This window comes from Nocardia sp. NPDC052112, from assembly GCF_040680135.1.
In the GTDB taxonomy this organism is placed as follows: Bacteria; Actinomycetota; Actinomycetes; order Mycobacteriales; family Mycobacteriaceae; genus Nocardia.
Genome location: NZ_JBFAWD010000014.1, coordinates 75041 through 91219, shown reverse-complemented (window position 1 = coordinate 91219; position 16179 = coordinate 75041). Strand labels below are relative to the sequence as shown.

Genomic DNA, 16179 nt, shown 5'->3' with positions numbered 1-16179 from the left:
TCAGGCGGGTTCACCCCGGAGCGGGTCAGTGGCCGCGTGCTATCCAGTCGGCGAGCGCGGGTTTCTCGGTGCCGATGGTGGTGCCGTCGCCGTGGCCGGTGTGGACTGTGGTCTCTTCGGGGAGGGTCAACAATCGGTCTCGGATGGAGTCGATGATGGTGTCGAAGTCGGAGAACGAGCGGCCGGTGGCGCCCGGACCACCGTGGAAGAGGGTGTCGCCGGTGCAGAGGGCGGCAGCCTCGGGCAGGTACAAAGAGACCGAGCCGGGGGAGTGGCCGGGGGTGTGCAAGACTTCGATATCGGTGCCCGCCACGGTGATTCGCTGGGTGTCGGCCAGTGATGCGTAGTCGACGTCGGGGTGGGTCATGCGCCAGAGCGGATCGTCGCCGGGGTGCAGCAGGATCGGGGCGTCGAGGCGTTCGGCGAGCTCCGGTGCGACGGTGATGTGGTCGTTGTGACCGTGGGTGCAGACGACCGCGCGGACATCGCGCTTTCCGACGGCTTCGATGATCGCGTCCGCATCGTGGGCCGCATCGATGACGACCACCTCGGTATCGTCGCCGATCAACCACACATTGTTGTCGACATCCCAGGTGCCGCCGTCCAGCGAGAAGGTGCCGGAGGTGACGACCCGGTCGATGCGCAGGCTCACCAGACCACCACCGAACGCAGCACCTCACCCGCATGCATTGCGGCGAAGGCCTTTTCGACCTCTTCCAGGGCGATGCGCTCGGTGACGAAGCGCTCCAAGGGAAGTCGGCCCTGCAGGTACAGATCGATCAGCATCGGGAAATCACGTTCGGGCAGACTGTCGCCGTACCACGAGGATTTCAGTGCGCCGCCATGGGAGAACAGGTCGATCAGCGGCATGTCGAGGGTCATATCCGGGGTCGGGACACCGACCAGCACGACCGTGCCCGCCAGATCGCGTCCGTAAAAGGCCTGCTTCCAGGTTTCCGGGCGCCCGACCGCGTCGATGACCACGTCGGCGCCGAATCCGTCGGTGTATTCCTGGATCTTCTCGACGACATCGGTTTTGGTCGCATCGATCGTGTGGGTGGCGCCGAATTCCGTTGCCCAGCTGAGCTTCCGGGGATCACGGTCGATCGCGATTATGGTCCGCGCCCCGGCCAGCCGCGCACCCGCGATGGCGGCATCCCCGACACCCCCGCAGCCGATGACCGCGACGGTATCGCCGCGCGATACATTGCCGGTATTCATCGCCGCGCCGATACCCGCCATGACGCCGCAGCCGAGCAGTCCGGCGACGGCCGGGTCGGCATCCGGGTCGACCTTGGTGCACTGCCCCTCATGTACCAGCGTCTTATCCGCGAATGCGCCGATGCCGAGGGCGGGGCTGAGTTCGGTGCCGTCGGTGAGGGTCATCTTCTTGCTGGCATTGTGGCTGGCGAAGCAGTACCACGGGCGGCCCCGCTTACACGCGCGACATTCACCGCACACCGCGCGCCAGTTCAGGACGACGAAGTCGCCCGCGACGACATGGGTGACCGCATCCCCGACGGTCTCCACGGTGCCGGCGGCCTCGTGCCCGAGCAGGAACGGGAATTCGTCGTTGATACCGCCGTCGCGGTAGTGCAGATCGGTGTGGCACACCCCGCAGGACTCGATGCGCACCACCACATCATGCGGCCCGGGGTCCGGAATCACGATATCGACGAGTTCGACCGGTGCACCCTTGCTACGGGCGACCACGCCACGCACGGTTTCGGACACGAATCCTCCTAGAAGCTAGAGATGCCGCCGACTGCCATATAAGTATTGAGCCACATATGGCGGATCCACTCGTGCCATTGCCCCAGGAGAGTGACCGTGAAATATTTCGACCTCGGGAAATACTCGCGTCCCGTGACCGCGACCGCTGTCGCGCAGCTGTGGTTCGATCGCGGGTTGATCTGGACGTATGCCTTCAACCATGAGGAGGCCATCCGATGTTTCTCGCGGGCATCGGATGAGGATCCGGCTTGTGCGATGGCATCGTGGGGTGTCGCCTACGCGCTCGGGCCGAACTACAACAAGCCGTGGGAGTTCTTCGACGAGGCGGAGTTGGCCGAGACGGTCGCGCGGACGCACGCGGCGGTGCGCAAGGCGGCCGACCTCGATGGGTCCGTGGTCGAGCGCGCGTTGATCGAGGCGTTGGCCGCGCGATATCCGGCGGACGTGCCCGACGGCGACGGTTCGGTCTGGAATGCCGATTACGCCGCGGCGATGCGCGGAGTCTACGAGCGATTTCCGGACGATCTCGATGTCGCGGTGCTGTTCGCCGATGCGTTGATGAATCTGACGCCGTGGGCGCTGTGGGATCAGCGCAGCGGCGCGCCTGCCGACGGAGCGTGCACCCTGGAGGCCAAGGCGGTGCTGGAGCAGGCGTTGGGGACCGCCGAGGGACGCACTCATCCGGGTGCGCTGCATCTGTACATCCACTTGATGGAGATGTCGCCCACGCCGGAGGCCGCGCAGGTGGTGGCCGATCGGCTGCGCGGTTTGGTGCCCGATGCGGGGCATCTCGCGCACATGCCGTCGCACCTCGATGTGTTGTGCGGTGATTATCGTGCCGTCGTGGCCGCGAATTCGGCCGCGATCGCCGCGGACGAGAAGTATGTGCGTGCGGCGGGGGAGATCAACTTCTACACCCTCTATCGGGCACACAATTATCACTTCAAGATCTATGGCGCGATGTTCCTCGGGCAGTCCGAGACCGCGCTGGAAACCGCAGCGCAGCTGGCGAATTCCATTCCGGAAGAGCTGCTGCGGGTGCAGTCGCCGCCGATGGCGGACTGGTTGGAGAGCTTCCTGTCGATGCGGGTGCACGCGCTCATCAGGTTCGGGAAATGGGCCGATATCATCGACCTGCCGCTGCCGAAAGATCAAGAGCTGTACTGCGTCACCACGGCGATGCTGCATTACGCGAAGGGTGTCGCCTATTCCGCGACCGTGCACATCGCCGAGGCCGAGCAACAACAGCGGCTCTTCCGCACCGCCCTCGACCGTGTCCCGGAATCGCGAACCCTGTTCAACAACACCTGCCGCGATATCCTCGCCGTCGCCGCGGCCATGCTCGACGGTGAACTCGAATATCGGAAAGGCAACTACGACAACGCCTTCGAGGCGCTGCGCCGCGCCGTCGACCTCGATGACAACCTGCCCTACGACGAACCGTGGGGCTGGATGCAGCCGACGCGGCACGCGTACGGTGCGCTATTGCTCGAACAAGGCCACGTCGCGGCGGCCGAGGCGGTCTATCGCGCCGATCTCGGCCTCGACGACACCCTGCCGCGTGCCTGCCAGCACCCCGGAAATGTGTGGAGCCTGCACGGATTCCACGAATGCCTGGTGCGCCTCGGTAAGACCGGCGAGGCCGCGATCATTGCCCAGCAGCTCACATTGGCTGCGGCGGTGGCGGATGTGCCGATCGACGCCTCGTGCTTCTGCCGATTGTCCGCGATCGGTCGTGCACAGGGCGATACGCACTGCTGCACCGCCGACGAATGAGTCAGGGGATATCGTCGAGACCATTCGCGAGAACGGGCCACGAATCCTTCAGTGCGCGTTCCCAATACCCCCAGGAGTGGGTGCCGGTGGGTTCGAGGTCATAGGTGGCGGGGATGTCGAGTTCGTGCAACTTGTCCCGCAGGTTGCGCGTGCACCAGGCCGTCGCCCCCTCGATCGCGCCACCCATCGTCACCTGCAGGGGCAACCCACCCTCGGGCCAGCTCTGCGTATGCGGATCGGTGGGATTGTCGTAGGGCCCGGGTAATCCACTCCCCGCCGACAGGTACAGATTCAACCCACGCAACCGCTCGGCATTGACGTACGGATCATTCGCCGCCCACATCGGATCCTGTGGCGGCCCATACATATTCACCGGATCACCACCACCCTTGCGCACCGACAGCGCGACGAACGTCTGTCCAACCGGATCGCTGATCTGCGCACACCCGCTGAATGCGCCGACGGACTTGTACAGCCCCGGACGCGAAATCGCCAGTGAAAGCACCGATGTACCCGAGGTGGAGATCCCCGCGACGGCATTGCGCCCATTGGTGCCCAACGTGGCATCGATCAACGGCGGCAATTCCCGAGTCAAATACGTCTGCCACCTATTGACCCCCAACGCCGGATCTTCCGCCCGCCAATCGGCGTAATAGCTGTATGCCCCACCGAGCGGCTGCACCACGTTGACATCCTTATCCCCGAAAAAGCCCATGACATCGGTCTTCGTACCCCACGTCGAGCCATCGACCCCGCCATCGACCCCGGCCAGCAGATACAACGTCGGGCGCGGCACCCCGGTATCCCGGGGCCGCTGCACCTCCACCGAAAACTCCCGCCCCATCGCCCCCGAATACACCGTCAGCGTGAGATGCCGATCATCCCGAATCCGGACCCCGGTAATCCTCGACCCATCCTTCGTCACCATCGAACCAGGTTCCGAAGCGTCGTTCGGTGCCGCGTGCGAACGAGGTCCGGCCATAACGGATCCACTGCCGAGCACAACGGCGGCGGCGAGAACCGAGGCCAATCGAAGACCACCAACACCCATCAGCTACCACCTCTCCCGGCTCGGCCTTTTCGAAGTCTCACCGCCTGCGACAGTAGTTGCGGCGGATAGCTCGGAATCAGGGGGTGGCGGTCGAGTCGTCGGCGCTGGGACCAGTAGGTGCGGGCGCGGCCGCAGGCAGGTCGAGTGATGACCGACGGTACCTACAGCCCGGAGAAATCGCGCAGGACAACGTGGTTGCGGTCGGCGCAGCTGCCGAGGGCGTGATCCGGATGCAGGCCGAGGTATTGGCGGCGGGTGCGGGTGCTCCAGCGGCGGGCCGACTCGGTACGGGTCTTGTAGAAGTTGACCGTGTAACCGCCCTCGTAGACGCGCAGCAGGGCGTAGCCGCCCGGATATTCCTTGGTCGCGGCGACTTCCAGGAACTCCACGTCCACACCGGAGTCCGGGCGGTTGCGCCGGTTGCGGTGCGTGTGGCCGCAGTGGTGCAGGAATACGCCGGGGGTGTCGCGGTAGAGCGCGTGCAGCGCGGCGGCATTCGTGCGATCGAGCACGAAACCGGGCCCGCCCGGATTGCTCACCGCCGCATGGGAAGTCACGGGATGATGGCCGAACACCAGGGTGGGCCGCTCCGGATCGGCCGCCAGGAGTTCGCGCAGATGCGCCAATTGCGGTGCGACGATGGTGCCCCCGGATCCGCGCAGTCGGGTGGTGTCGAGGCCGATCATGCGCAGCTCCCCGACGTGATATTCGACCAGGCGCTGTCGAGCGTGAAATACCGTGCCCCAGTGGTCGATTCGTTGTTCGTCCGGTTTGTCGTGATTACCGCGGCAGACGAAATAGTCGCGGCCGAGCACACCCCACTCGTCCAGCCGCGCCCGCACGCCCAGGCACTGTTCGAGGGTGCCGGTATCGGTGAGATCGCCCGCGACGATCAGTTGATCGGCCGCGCGGTCCGGTCGGCGCAGATCATCGAGCAATGCGGTCAGCATGAACTCCGGATATTGCTCGGATTCGTGGCGCAGGCCGGTGGGGAGCCCGGCCACGATCAGGCCGCTGCTGTACTCGCCGAAGTGCACGTCGTTGGCGAGTGCGATGGTGTGCAGCAAACGTCCCGGTGGCGGATCTGCGGTGGTGAATGTGCCGGTGGATTCCGGTGTTCCCGAGCGACGGGTCACCAGGGTGCGGGCGGGCGCGGCGCGGTGGCCATCGGAATAGGCCTCGAATCGGTAGGTGCGGCCGGGTTCGAGATCGTCGATCTCGGCATAGTGGTATGCGGTCGGCCGGGAATCCAGATAGCGCGGTCGCGCCGGCGACCGGCCGGCGACCGGCGCGATCCGGACCTCGGTATCGGCCGGGACCGGACGGGTCCGGCCGTAGCGGTCGCGGGTGCAGGTGGTCCAGGTCAGGATTGCGGAGCGGTCGGTCACCGTGACCACCTCCAGGTCCGTGGCCAGCATCGAATCCCGTTGCACACGAACGGAAGGGGTGGTTCCGGGGCGGGCGTAGCGTGGGGTTCGCACGGTCACGGCGGCCGCGCCCACGGCCACATTCGCCAGCCACAGGGTTCGAAGTCGCGGCTCGAGCATGGGGATCTCCGTTCACCTCTGCCTCGAACGGTACGGTTGCCGATTGAACGCTGGGGTCCCCGCACATGACGGGTCGGCTTCCGGTATCGGACATTCATATCGCCGGGTCTGGGAATTTGACTCCGGGCCGGATCCGGGTCGACAGTTCGCGGATGGATGGAACGCCCGAGGTGTCCCGCGCGACGTTGCGCAAGGTCACGATTCGTCTGGTGCCCTATCTCGGGCTGCTGTATTTCATCAACTATCTGGACCGGGTCAATATCGGTTTCGCCGGGCCCAGCGGTATGAAAACCGAGCTTGGGCTGACCGAGACGGCCTTCGGCTTCGCTTCCGGCATCTTCTTCATCGGCTATCTCGTACTCGAGGTACCGAGCAATCTCGCGTTGCACCGGTTCGGTGCGCGCCGCTGGATAGCCAGAATCATGGTGAGTTGGGGTGTGGTCGCCACTGCCATGGCATTCGTGCCCAACCAAACCTGGCTCTATATCCTGCGGTTCACCCTCGGCGTGGTCGAGGCCGGATTCTTTCCGGGCATTCTGCTGTATCTCACCTACTGGTTTCCGCAGACCCAGCGCGCGAAGATCGTCGCATTGTTCATGACGGCGGTGCCGATTTCGACCGCCTTGGGTTCGACGGTGTCGAGTCTGATCATCCAGTACGGCGACGGTGTATTCGGCCTCAGCGGTTGGCGATTCATGTTCCTGGTGGAGGGCGTGCCCGCGATCGTCCTCGCGGTGGTCACCTGGTTCTTCCTCACCGACCGTCCCACGCAGGCGAAGTGGCTGACGCCGACCGAAAGCGAGTGGCTCACCTCGGAGCTCGAGAAGGAGCAGGCAGCACGGGTCGAACACTGGACGGTGCGCAAGGCGCTCACCCATCCCCGTGTGCTCGGCCTCGCCTTCATCTACGGCGGCATCGTCTACGGCCTGTATGCGCTCGGATTCTTCCTGCCCACCATCATCAACGGCTTCCAACAGCAGTACGACGCGCACTATTCGGTGGTGCAGCGGGGGCTCATCAATGCGGTGCCCTATGTGATCGGCGCCGTCGTGATGGTGCTGTGGAGCAGGCACGGCGACCGAACCGGTGAGCGGGCCTGGCATGTCGCGCTGCCCGCACTGGTCGGTGGGCTCGCGATTCCGGTCGCGCTCTATCTGGGAAATCCGTTCGCCGCCATGGCCGCGGTCACCGTCTGTGCCGTCGGAGTGCTCGCCGCGCTGCCCACCTTTTGGGCGCTGCCGAGCACCTTCCTCTCCGGCGCGGCCGCGGCGGGCGGCATCGCCCTGATCAACTCCATCGGCAATGTCAGCGGATTCGTCGCACCGTATGTCACCGGCGCACTGAAGGACCTCACCGGCACCCAGCGAGCCGGACTGTGGGTCGTCGGCCTGGCGATGATCGGCTCGGCCGCAGGCGTTCTCGCACTGCGATCCCGCATCCGCACCGACTGACGCGTCAGCCCGCGCGCTCGGCCCGGCTCCGCTCGACGCAGAACTCATTGCCCTCGGGGTCCACCAGCGTGACCCAGCCGAACCCGTCGTGGGTGCGATGGTCCTCGTACATCGTCGCGCCCAGCTCGATGATCCGCCGCACCTCCTCGTCACGGCTACGTTCGGTGGGCATCCAGTCGAAGTGGATCCGGTTCTTCACCTGCTTGCCCTCGGGCACCCGGATGAACAGCAAGCCCGGCGTTCCGGGCGGTGCCTCGACCAGTGCCTCGTCGGCCTGCGGTCCGTCCAGTTCGGAAACCGGCCACCCGGTGACGGAGCTCCAGAATGTCGCCTGCGCATACGGATCGGCGCAATCGACGGTCACATGGCGAAGGATCATCCGACCGAGCGTAGCCGCTGGAAGGGTTGTGCCGCGGATCACCGGCCGCTGCCTCGTCCTGACGGATACACCGACATCCGGCACTGGCACGAGGCACTGTGGCCGTCTTCGAGCGGGCCCGCCGCGAGGGTTTCCTGCTCACGATGCACTGCGATATCGATCAGGAAGGCTCCATCGAACACATCAGGCAGGCGCTGGAGGATATCGGCGTCGACCGCATCGACCACGGCACCGATATCGTCGAGGACGAGCGCCTGGTCGAACTCGCCAAGGCCAAGGGCATCGGATTCACCTGCTGTCCGGTGTCGAATTCCTTTGTGACCGAACAGATGAAGTCCAGCGAGATCCGCACGCTGCTGGATCGTGGCCTCGCGGTGACCGTCAACAGTGACGATCCGCCTACTTCGGCGCCTATGCGGCCGACAACTATCTGTCACTCGCCGCCAACGCGAACCTCGATCTCGACCGTATCGTCGAACTCGCCAAGAACTCGTTCCGCGCCTCCTGGCTGACACCGGGACGCCGGGACGGCTTCCTGCGCGAGATCGATGACTACGTCGCGGCGCATCGGCCCGGCGGTTCCGAAATCGCCTGACCTATCGACCAGTTGGGGGCGACACGCCCGAATGTGCCGACGCCCCCTCGAGCGGACCGACTGGTTGGCTGTTTGCTGGCGGCAAGTAGTCGCGTCGCAGCGAATCCGGGCCGGTGAACCGGATGTTCATCGCGCCGCGAGTGGCCTTCGTGAGTACCGAATCGTCGTTAAATCGAAACTTCGGATGCGTGTGTCGCGCGCGGCACGCCGCAGGACGACCCACTGGCGGCAAATTGACAGTTTCGCTGGCAACGGTGAATCGACTATGAATGTCTGGTGCCGTTCCCACGCGTGATCACTTGTCTGCCGTCGAATCTCTCCCGCGGGGAGTCGAATTGACCATCGAGCACCACCCCATCGAGGACGAGGTCGGACAGCTCGCGCGAAGGGTCGAGCGGGCCCGGGGTCGACTGGCCTATCAGTTCGATCCAGCGCTGACCGAGGCGCTCTCCGAGGACGAACTGGTCGCCGAGCGTGAGCTCGCGGAGAAGATCCGCGGCGAGGATCGCGCACAGCGATGGAAACAGGTTCAGGCCGCGGCCGCCGCGGCCGACCGCAGCAGGCAGACCACCGAAGCGATCGAGAAGGCCGACATCAGAGATCTATTGGTAGCCCGCAAGGCAATTGCCGCACAGCGGCGGGAGTCCAGCCCGCACGCCAAGCTGGCGTCGCTGTACCGGCACCGGGGATGGTCACTGCGCGCGCTGGCGGGCGTGGTGGCGGCGGGCATGCTGTGGTCCGCGGTCAATGTGCAGCACAACATCGCGCCGGGCGGGCCGAGCGATCCGCTGTACTGGTTCAGCTACCTCATCGAGGCGATGATCAGCGTCTGCCTGATCATCATCATGGTCGGCACCAATAAGGTCGCCGAATGGGGCGTGATCGACAACCGCCGACAGGTCGCCGCGGCCGAAATCGCCCTGCTGTCACTGACTGTCACCCTCAACACCTACCCGTATCTGCGCGACGGGGAATGGTACGAGACCGGTGTGCACGCGGTCGCGCCGGTGATGATCGGTGTCGCCCTGCTCATTCACGACGCGGCCAGCGCACGCTACGGCCTGGCCATCTACCGGGCCACCGAGCAGGTCCGCGAGTTGCCCGATCCGGCCGAACAACTCAAGCGGACGATGCCATCGATCGCCTCCTATCGCGCGAACACCCAGGCGGCCCTGGTGGCGCCGGGGGCGGATAAGGAGTCCGGGGAGTCCGACGCGCTGGCGAGCGCCGAGGGTGCGGGACAGGACGCGGAGCTGGAAGTCGACGCGATCGTGGAGGCCGAAGAGGTCTCGGTCGAGGAGTCGGTCGACGGGGAAGGCCCTGCCGCACAGGAGGGCTCGGACGCGCCCGAGAAGCGTCGCGCGCCGACCAACGGCCAGGCGCCGGGGAATGCGGAGCCCAAGCCACCTCAGCGGCGGCCCGCGCCCGCGCAGACCGAGACCCGCCCCACGGTCGTCAAGGAGCCGACACCACCGGTGGTCGCGAAGAACAACCCCTTCGCACCGCCCCAGGAGCCGATCGCCGCGGCCGACACCAAACCTGTCGCGAAGGTCGAGACCCCACCGCCACCGGCCAAGGCACCCGCGCGCAAGCCGGCCGCGGCCAGCCCGGAAAAACCGACCGCCGAGAGCAAGCCGTCGGTCGTGTCGGCGCTGCGCAGGGGCAACGGCTCGGCCGCGGCGACGGCGCGCAAGCCCAGTTCGCTCGAGGGCAGGAAGGACAGCCGGACGACCGAGAATGCGAACGTCCGCGCCAAGGGCAACGCACCGTCCGAGCCGGATTCGCACCTGCAGGTGGTTCGCACGCCCGACATCCACGACACCGGGCAGTTCCGCATCGCTGAGATGCTCGAACAAGAACTCGCCGAACTACAGGCGGAGCGCAGGCGGGCAAGGGCCAGTAGGCAACGATGATCCCGTCGCTTGCTTGCCCCGGCACTTCGGGGCATGATGCAGGCTCGGGTCATTAGGTACGTTAAGAGCTGGCTGTCGCCGTAGTACAGCGGGTGCGGGATGAAGGGATGGATCGGTCCGTGATGAGGTCTTACCACCCAGCAGGATCCTGTACCACGAATCCTGCGACGGTATTGCCTCGGTCATAGCGGATCGGTGCGAGACACCCGGAAGCTGGAGTTTCCGCGTACGGGACCAGCGATATACCTGGTCGCCGGGAGCGCCCTGCTCTCGATGATCCTGCTCTTCACCACCATCGATCCCTTCCTGGACAAGGGCGGGTTCCTGGTCGGTGGCCTCGATGTGCATATCTATCGGGACGGTGCGTTTCGCATCGTGCACCAGCTGCCGCTGTACACCGAGCCGACCATGCGTGGCCTGCTGTACACCTACACGCCGTTCTCCACGATCGCGTTCGTGCCGATCTACATGGTGCCGTGGGGGTACGTGACGAACACCTGGCTGGTGTTCAATCTCTCCGTACTCATCGCCTGTGTGCTGCTCAGCTGGCGGCTGCTGGGCTATCGGATCACGACTCGGCTGGTGGTGGTCAGTGTGCTGATCGCGGCCACCTTGGTATTCATCGAGCCGGTCCGCCAGACGCTCTACTTCGGGCAGATCAACCTCGTGTTGATGCTGCTGGTGCTGTTGGACGCGCTGCGCGCGGATCGAAGCAAACTGGGTGGCCTCGGTGTCGGCCTCGCGGCGGGTATCAAACTCACCCCGATCTACTTCGTCGCCTACTTGGCCGCCCTGCGGCAGTGGCGTTCGGCGGCTGTCGCGTTCGCCACCTTCGTCGCCTCGATCGCCTTCGCCTGGGCGATCCTGCCCGCCGACTCCCGCCAGTACTGGACCTCGACGTTCTTCCAATCCAATCGAATCGCGGTGGACAACCACCCGTCCAATCAGTCCATCCGTGGCGTCATCGCGCATCTGCTCGACGGTCCCGCCCCGGTGTGGTTGTGGGTGCTCATCGCGGGCTCGGTCGCGACCGCCAGCCTGATCGTCACGACGGCGCTGTATCAGCGAGGTGAGCGGCTGCTCTCGATCACCCTGGCCGGTCTCACCGCGTGCGCGGTGTCGCCGTTCTCCTGGGGACACCACTGGGTGTGGTTCGTGCCGCTGTTCGTCTTCCTCGTGCACAAGGGGCTGGACAACTGGCGCTGGTGGGTGGTGGCGGCGGTGCTGTTCACCGTGACTGCCTCGTGGACCTACCACTGGAGCAAGACCTGGGTGTCGATCGGGGTGTTCCTGCTGCCGCCGTGGTGGGCGGTCACCAAGGTATTGATCAACGGCTACGTCATCGAATTCCTCGTCGTCCTGATCGCGGCAGGGATACACCTGCGCAGGGACGGCTGGTCGGCCCTCAGCGAGCGTTCGGCCGAACGCTCGATCCGCTTGCCACTCCTGCGCCGCCGCAGCCCGGAGTCTTCTTCGTGCCCAACCCCTTCCCCTTGACCGACACCGGAACCCGGTGGCGGACACGGTAGCCCGCGAGATCGCGACCGGCGAGCCGATGTCGGGGCGTTGATCCGGAACGGAACTTCTCCGGACGATGAGGCTTGGTGGGTGCCGACGCGGGTTCGTGCGCGCAGAACCATCGGGGTGTGTCCGGCACGGTCGGCTACCGCAGTTCGGGAACGAGCATGGATCAGGCCCACGATGCGCCGGGGGTGGCGGCGCCACGGTTGCTGTGGCCACGGATCAGACCTCCGTTGCGCGCAGCGGCACCTACGGCTGCCGTACCGTATCGGCAATGGCCCCAGAGCCTTTGCGATCTCTTTACCTGCGGATTCCCTTCGGTTTCCGCCCGAAATCGGCCTCTTGCCGGGCACGTCAACCGGAGTTACGGTTGCTTCCTGCGTCGCGAACCAACCGGTCACCACCAGGTTGCTGAACCTACCGGTCGACGGGAGGTGCTACTTCGATGTCGCACGAACATTTCGCTCGAACGGGCCGGAGGTTTCCCACCATGACGAAGAAGAAGGCTCAGCCCAATCCGATGTTCGCGGTGACCATGGTCAACGCCATCCATAAGGATGTCGATGGTTACGGAGACAGATGGGTGGCCACCGTCGACCACGGGAATATGCGTGCCGACTGGATCGCCGAGGCCGTGGCCAAGGACGCGCGTACGGTCCGCATCTGGTGCGACGATTGCGGGAACAGCGTCCACCTGTGTGCCGAAATCCGGGACTACCTGCCCGTGGACGTGCGCAAGGCACTGGCCGACGCCTGGGAGCACTACCACCCGACGCACCACGCCTCGTAGTAAGCCGATCCCCAGGGCAATTCGAGGACCTGAACAACGGACGGCGCGTCGACCGCGCCGTCCGTTCTTCGCGCCACGAACGGCCTTCCAGCACACCGCCGCCGCCGATCTCGGCCAGGCATTCCGCGAGCCACCACGCACCGGCATCACCTTCCGCGAAGCCGATCGCCTTCCCGCCGAAATCGAGTCGCGCATCAGCGGATTCGCGGCGGAGCGGAACGCATTACCCGGCGGAAACGCTGGTTGTCGCTGCTGTGTCCGTGGGATAGATCATCCGGTCCGGCGGGTTGCTCGTGCGACGTGCGAGCGGATAGTAGATGGCGGCCGTGAATACGATGCCTACGATCCAGGAGATATCCGCCCCGCCGAGCAGATCGGTGATCGGGCCGGTGTAGAGCTTCTGTGCGAGGAACGGGATCTGGGCGACAATGCCGAGGGTGTAGCAGGCCAGGGCGGCCAGGTTCCACCGTCCGTAGCGGCCGTCCGGATCGTAGAGCGCCGGGATATCGATGCGTTCGCGCGAGATCAGGTAGTAATCGATCAGATTGATCGCACTCCACGGGGTGAACACCATGAGCAGGACGAGCACGAAATTCTTGAAGTTGTTGAGGAAGTCGGCGCTGGCCCCGATGGCGATCAGCATCGAAACCACGGTGAAGCCGACGATATAGGCCGCACGCGCGGCCTGAGTGGTGTGCGACCGACCGTTGAATGCGGTCACCGAGGTCAGGATGGACATGAACCCGCCGTAGGCGTTGAGACAGTTCACCGTCAGCTTGCCCACCACGATCACCAGGTAGATCAGCAGCGCGATCGCGGATGGCCCGGCGAGATCGCCGATGAAGCCGACTTGATTGCCCAAGAACGCCTTTCCGGCGACGGCGGCCACCAGCGCGCCGAGCGTCATCGCCCACTGTGAGCCGAGCACGCTGCCGGCGAAGGTGGCCCAGAAGGTGGTCCGCGCACTGGTTGTGCGGGGCAGATAGCGTGAATAGTCCGCGACGTACGGTCCGAAGGTCAGCTGCCACCCCGCGCCGAGGGAGGCCGCGAGGACGAAGGTCACGGTATCGAAGGATTTGGTACCGACGTAGGCGCTGACGTCGTATTCGGCGAACAGTCGGATCGTCAGGTAGGTGAAGCCGACAATGCCGACCACGGTGGCGATTCGCCCGATGACATGGATCAGTCGATAGCCGGTTACCGCGACCACGGCCGTGAGCGCACCGAAGACGAGAATGCCGACGGTCGGATTATCCACGTGCAGAATCTTGTTCACCGCCTGACCGGCCAAAACCGTTCCGGTCGCGGCGAAGCCGAGATACATCACGATCACAAGCAGCAGTGGCATAACCGCACCGAGCACGCCGAATTGGGCGCGGCTGGAGATCATCTGCGGCAAGCCGAGACGCGGGCCCTGCGCCGAATGCAATGCCATGACGATGCCGCCGAGAATATTGCCGAGCAGCAGTCCGACGATCGCCCACAGCGCGTCGGCCCCGAATACCACCGCCAGCGCACCGTCGACGATTGCGGTGATCTGCATATTCGCCCCGAACCACAGAGTGAATTGATTGCGCGGGGTGCCGTGGCGTTCGGCATCCGGGATAACTTCGATGGTGCGGCGCTCGATCGGCAGTCCGGCGTCGATTTCGTCTTTGTGCGGCATGGATCCGCCTTCCGTCAGGAGAAGGGGAGCAGCTGCGACAGGTGCAGTGCGGGAGGTCCCGGCATGCGCTCTCGGTCTGTGCTCTGGGCCGTTGGAAGCTGCCCAGATGCATGGTCCTGTATATACAAGTGGCTGTCAACCGGAACGGCTACAGTGACGCAGACGCCGCGATCCGAGCGAAGGGCCCGGCGGCGGTTGGCGGACCCGCGCGCCCGCCGAATAGATACCGAGAGGTGGTAGGGGATGAACCGCCCGGTGGGCGATGCGAACCTGGCCGAGGTGTTCGCGGCGTCCGGACCACGCGCGGCACCGGCGTATGAGCGGATAAAGAACCTCATCCGCACGCAGATCGACGCCGGGCGCTGGCGCGCGGGTGATCTGCTGCCCTCGGAGCATCAACTGGTCGACGCACTCGGGATCTCCCGCATGACGGTCAACCGTGCGCTCCGCGAACTGGCCGCGGCGGGCGTGGTCGTTCGGATGATGGGTGTCGGCACCTTCGTGGCACCTGCGAAGGTGGCCTCGCCACTGTTCGAAGTGCGCAATATCGCCGATGAGATCCAGCAGCGCGGCCACCGGCATCGCACCGAGGTTATCTTCCTGCGCACCGAGTCCCTCGACACCGACAACCCAGCACTCGATGGATGGCCGACCGATTCGGTATTCCATTCGCTGCTGGTGCATTTCGACGACGACGTACCGATCCAGGTGGAGGACCGCTACGTCAACCCCGCCGCCGCACCCGGCTACCTCGACCAGAACTTCGTCGAAACCACCCCGAACCGATACCTGAGCGAGGTCGCTCCACTGATGCGCGGCGAACATGTCGTCGAGGCGGTGCAGGGCAGCCAAGAGGACTGCCGACTGCTGCGCATCCGCCGCACCGAACCCTGCCTCCAGATCCGCCGCCGCACCTGGTCCGCCACCGCCCTGGTCAGCGTGGCCCGCCTCGTCCACCCCGGCTCCCGCAGCCGCCTCGAAGGCGCCTTCGGAGCCTGAACGGCATCAGGTGCCGAAGTGCAGGGCGTGGGTGACGATGGCGTCCAGTCGGGCGTGGTGAGCGCCCTTCCAGTAAGTGCGGCCGCAGTCCAGGCATTGGGCGAAGGCGTCGTAGGTGCTTTCGGTGTCGCTTGGGAGATGGCCGCGGAGGGTTTGTTTATCGGTTATGCGTAGGGCGCCGTTGCAGGCGGTGCAGCGGGTCCATGGGGCCAGTGGTGGTGCGAAGCGGGATAGTACGTCGTCGAGTTGTTCGGCGGGGCGATGGCTGTAAATGTAGGCGCCCGCGAAGATTTCGCGGCGGTGCAGCAGTCCGCGATCGCGCGAGAGCAGGATGCGATGTTCGGTTGCCGAACGCGTGGCGAGCGCGGCGTCGCCGATATCCGGATTCTCGTAGGCGGTGTCGACGCCGAGCAGCCGCAGCCGGCGCGCCAACGTGCCGAGATGGATATCCAGCAGGAATCGCAGCGGCTCCGCGAATCGCTGAGGGCGCACCACCGCGTGCACCGAGACCGCCGCGCCGTCGGCGGGCAGATACCCCGACGGCACCAACCGACCGTCGACCACCAGCTCGCCGACCTCGGTGAGCGGTACGCCGAGGGATTCCACGATGTGTCCCAGCGTCGACACGCGGTCGATCGGCACGGGCGAACGACCCTCCCGCTGTGCGGCAGCGACGAACAGCCGCAATTCGGGCGCGAAATCGATGGTGATCTGCGCGGTGGTCACGCGGCCAGCATGCCAGGGCATGCGGTCCGGC

At 65.5% G+C, this 16179-nt stretch carries 14 protein-coding genes; 7 read left to right on the top strand and 7 right to left on the bottom strand.

All coding sequences use genetic code 11. From position 1 onward, the window contains the following. Positions 1-25: 25 nt before the first annotated feature. Both AB0L58_RS25880 and AB0L58_RS25875 read right to left on the bottom strand, forming a co-directional pair. On the bottom strand, positions 26-652 hold the full coding sequence (locus AB0L58_RS25880; RefSeq protein ID WP_364390283.1) for an MBL fold metallo-hydrolase: 627 nt from the start codon (positions 650-652) through the stop codon (positions 26-28). After that, positions 649-1734 (bottom strand): S-(hydroxymethyl)mycothiol dehydrogenase, encoded by a 1086-nt coding sequence (locus AB0L58_RS25875; protein ID WP_364390281.1) that lies wholly within the window; start codon positions 1732-1734, stop codon positions 649-651. The genes AB0L58_RS25880 and AB0L58_RS25875 overlap by 4 nt, the downstream gene beginning before the upstream one ends. 96 nt (positions 1735-1830) lie before the next feature. Between AB0L58_RS25875 and AB0L58_RS25870 the strand changes: the two genes are divergently transcribed. Then, entirely contained in the window at positions 1831-3510 is a 1680-nt protein-coding gene (locus AB0L58_RS25870; RefSeq protein ID WP_364390279.1) for a hypothetical protein, read from the top strand. Position 3511: 1 nt separating this feature from the next. On the opposite strand, the gene AB0L58_RS25865 is transcribed toward AB0L58_RS25870, so the two are convergent. Both AB0L58_RS25865 and AB0L58_RS25860 read right to left on the bottom strand, forming a co-directional pair. Continuing rightward, positions 3512-4438, bottom strand: a complete 927-nt coding sequence (locus AB0L58_RS25865) for an alpha/beta hydrolase family protein (protein WP_364390277.1) — start codon at positions 4436-4438, stop codon at positions 3512-3514. A gap of 284 nt (positions 4439-4722) precedes the next feature. Beyond that, a complete protein-coding gene (locus AB0L58_RS25860; RefSeq protein WP_364390276.1) occupies positions 4723-6108 on the bottom strand; it encodes a metallophosphoesterase in 1386 nt (461 codons plus the stop codon). Between the two features lie 152 nt (positions 6109-6260). On the opposite strand from AB0L58_RS25860, the gene AB0L58_RS25855 reads away from it, so the two are divergent. Then, positions 6261-7559 (top strand): MFS transporter, encoded by a 1299-nt coding sequence (locus AB0L58_RS25855; RefSeq protein WP_364390275.1) that lies wholly within the window; start codon positions 6261-6263, stop codon positions 7557-7559. A 4-nt stretch (positions 7560-7563) separates the two neighbouring features. On the opposite strand, the gene AB0L58_RS25850 is transcribed toward AB0L58_RS25855, so the two are convergent. Next, positions 7564-7938 carry a VOC family protein gene (locus tag AB0L58_RS25850; protein ID WP_364390274.1) on the bottom strand — a complete coding sequence of 125 codons (375 nt, stop codon included), beginning with the start codon at positions 7936-7938 and terminating at the stop codon, positions 7564-7566. Between the two features lie 98 nt (positions 7939-8036). Here AB0L58_RS25850 and AB0L58_RS25845 point away from each other — a divergent pair, with 98 nt between their 5' ends. The 4 genes from AB0L58_RS25845 to AB0L58_RS25830 all read left to right on the top strand — a co-directional run bounded on the left by AB0L58_RS25845 (position 8037) and on the right by AB0L58_RS25830 (position 12757). Beyond that, positions 8037-8450 (top strand): hypothetical protein, encoded by a 414-nt coding sequence (locus AB0L58_RS25845; RefSeq protein WP_364390273.1) that lies wholly within the window; start codon positions 8037-8039, stop codon positions 8448-8450. A gap of 418 nt (positions 8451-8868) precedes the next feature. Beyond that, positions 8869-10446: a hypothetical protein gene (locus tag AB0L58_RS25840; protein ID WP_364390271.1), complete on the top strand. Its 1578-nt coding sequence runs from the start codon at positions 8869-8871 to the stop codon at positions 10444-10446. Between the two features lie 195 nt (positions 10447-10641). Continuing rightward, positions 10642-11943 carry a glycosyltransferase 87 family protein gene (locus AB0L58_RS25835; RefSeq protein WP_364390270.1) on the top strand — a complete coding sequence of 434 codons (1302 nt, stop codon included), beginning with the start codon at positions 10642-10644 and terminating at the stop codon, positions 11941-11943. Positions 11944-12457: 514 nt separating this feature from the next. Further along, positions 12458-12757, top strand: a complete 300-nt coding sequence (locus tag AB0L58_RS25830; protein WP_364390269.1) for a hypothetical protein — start codon at positions 12458-12460, stop codon at positions 12755-12757. 223 nt (positions 12758-12980) lie between these two features. On the opposite strand, the gene AB0L58_RS25825 is transcribed toward AB0L58_RS25830, so the two are convergent. Further along, the gene (locus AB0L58_RS25825) at positions 12981-14423 is read right to left on the bottom strand and encodes a cytosine permease (RefSeq protein WP_364390268.1); all 1443 of its coding nucleotides are present in this window, start codon (positions 14421-14423) and stop codon (positions 12981-12983) included. A 243-nt stretch (positions 14424-14666) separates the two neighbouring features. Between AB0L58_RS25825 and hutC the strand changes: the two genes are divergently transcribed. Further along, the gene (gene hutC, locus AB0L58_RS25820) at positions 14667-15422 is read left to right on the top strand and encodes a histidine utilization repressor (protein ID WP_364390266.1); all 756 of its coding nucleotides are present in this window, start codon (positions 14667-14669) and stop codon (positions 15420-15422) included. Positions 15423-15428: 6 nt separating this feature from the next. On the opposite strand, the gene AB0L58_RS25815 is transcribed toward hutC, so the two are convergent. Beyond that, the gene (locus tag AB0L58_RS25815) at positions 15429-16148 is read right to left on the bottom strand and encodes a Mut7-C RNAse domain-containing protein (protein WP_364390265.1); all 720 of its coding nucleotides are present in this window, start codon (positions 16146-16148) and stop codon (positions 15429-15431) included. Positions 16149-16179 lie beyond the last annotated feature (31 nt).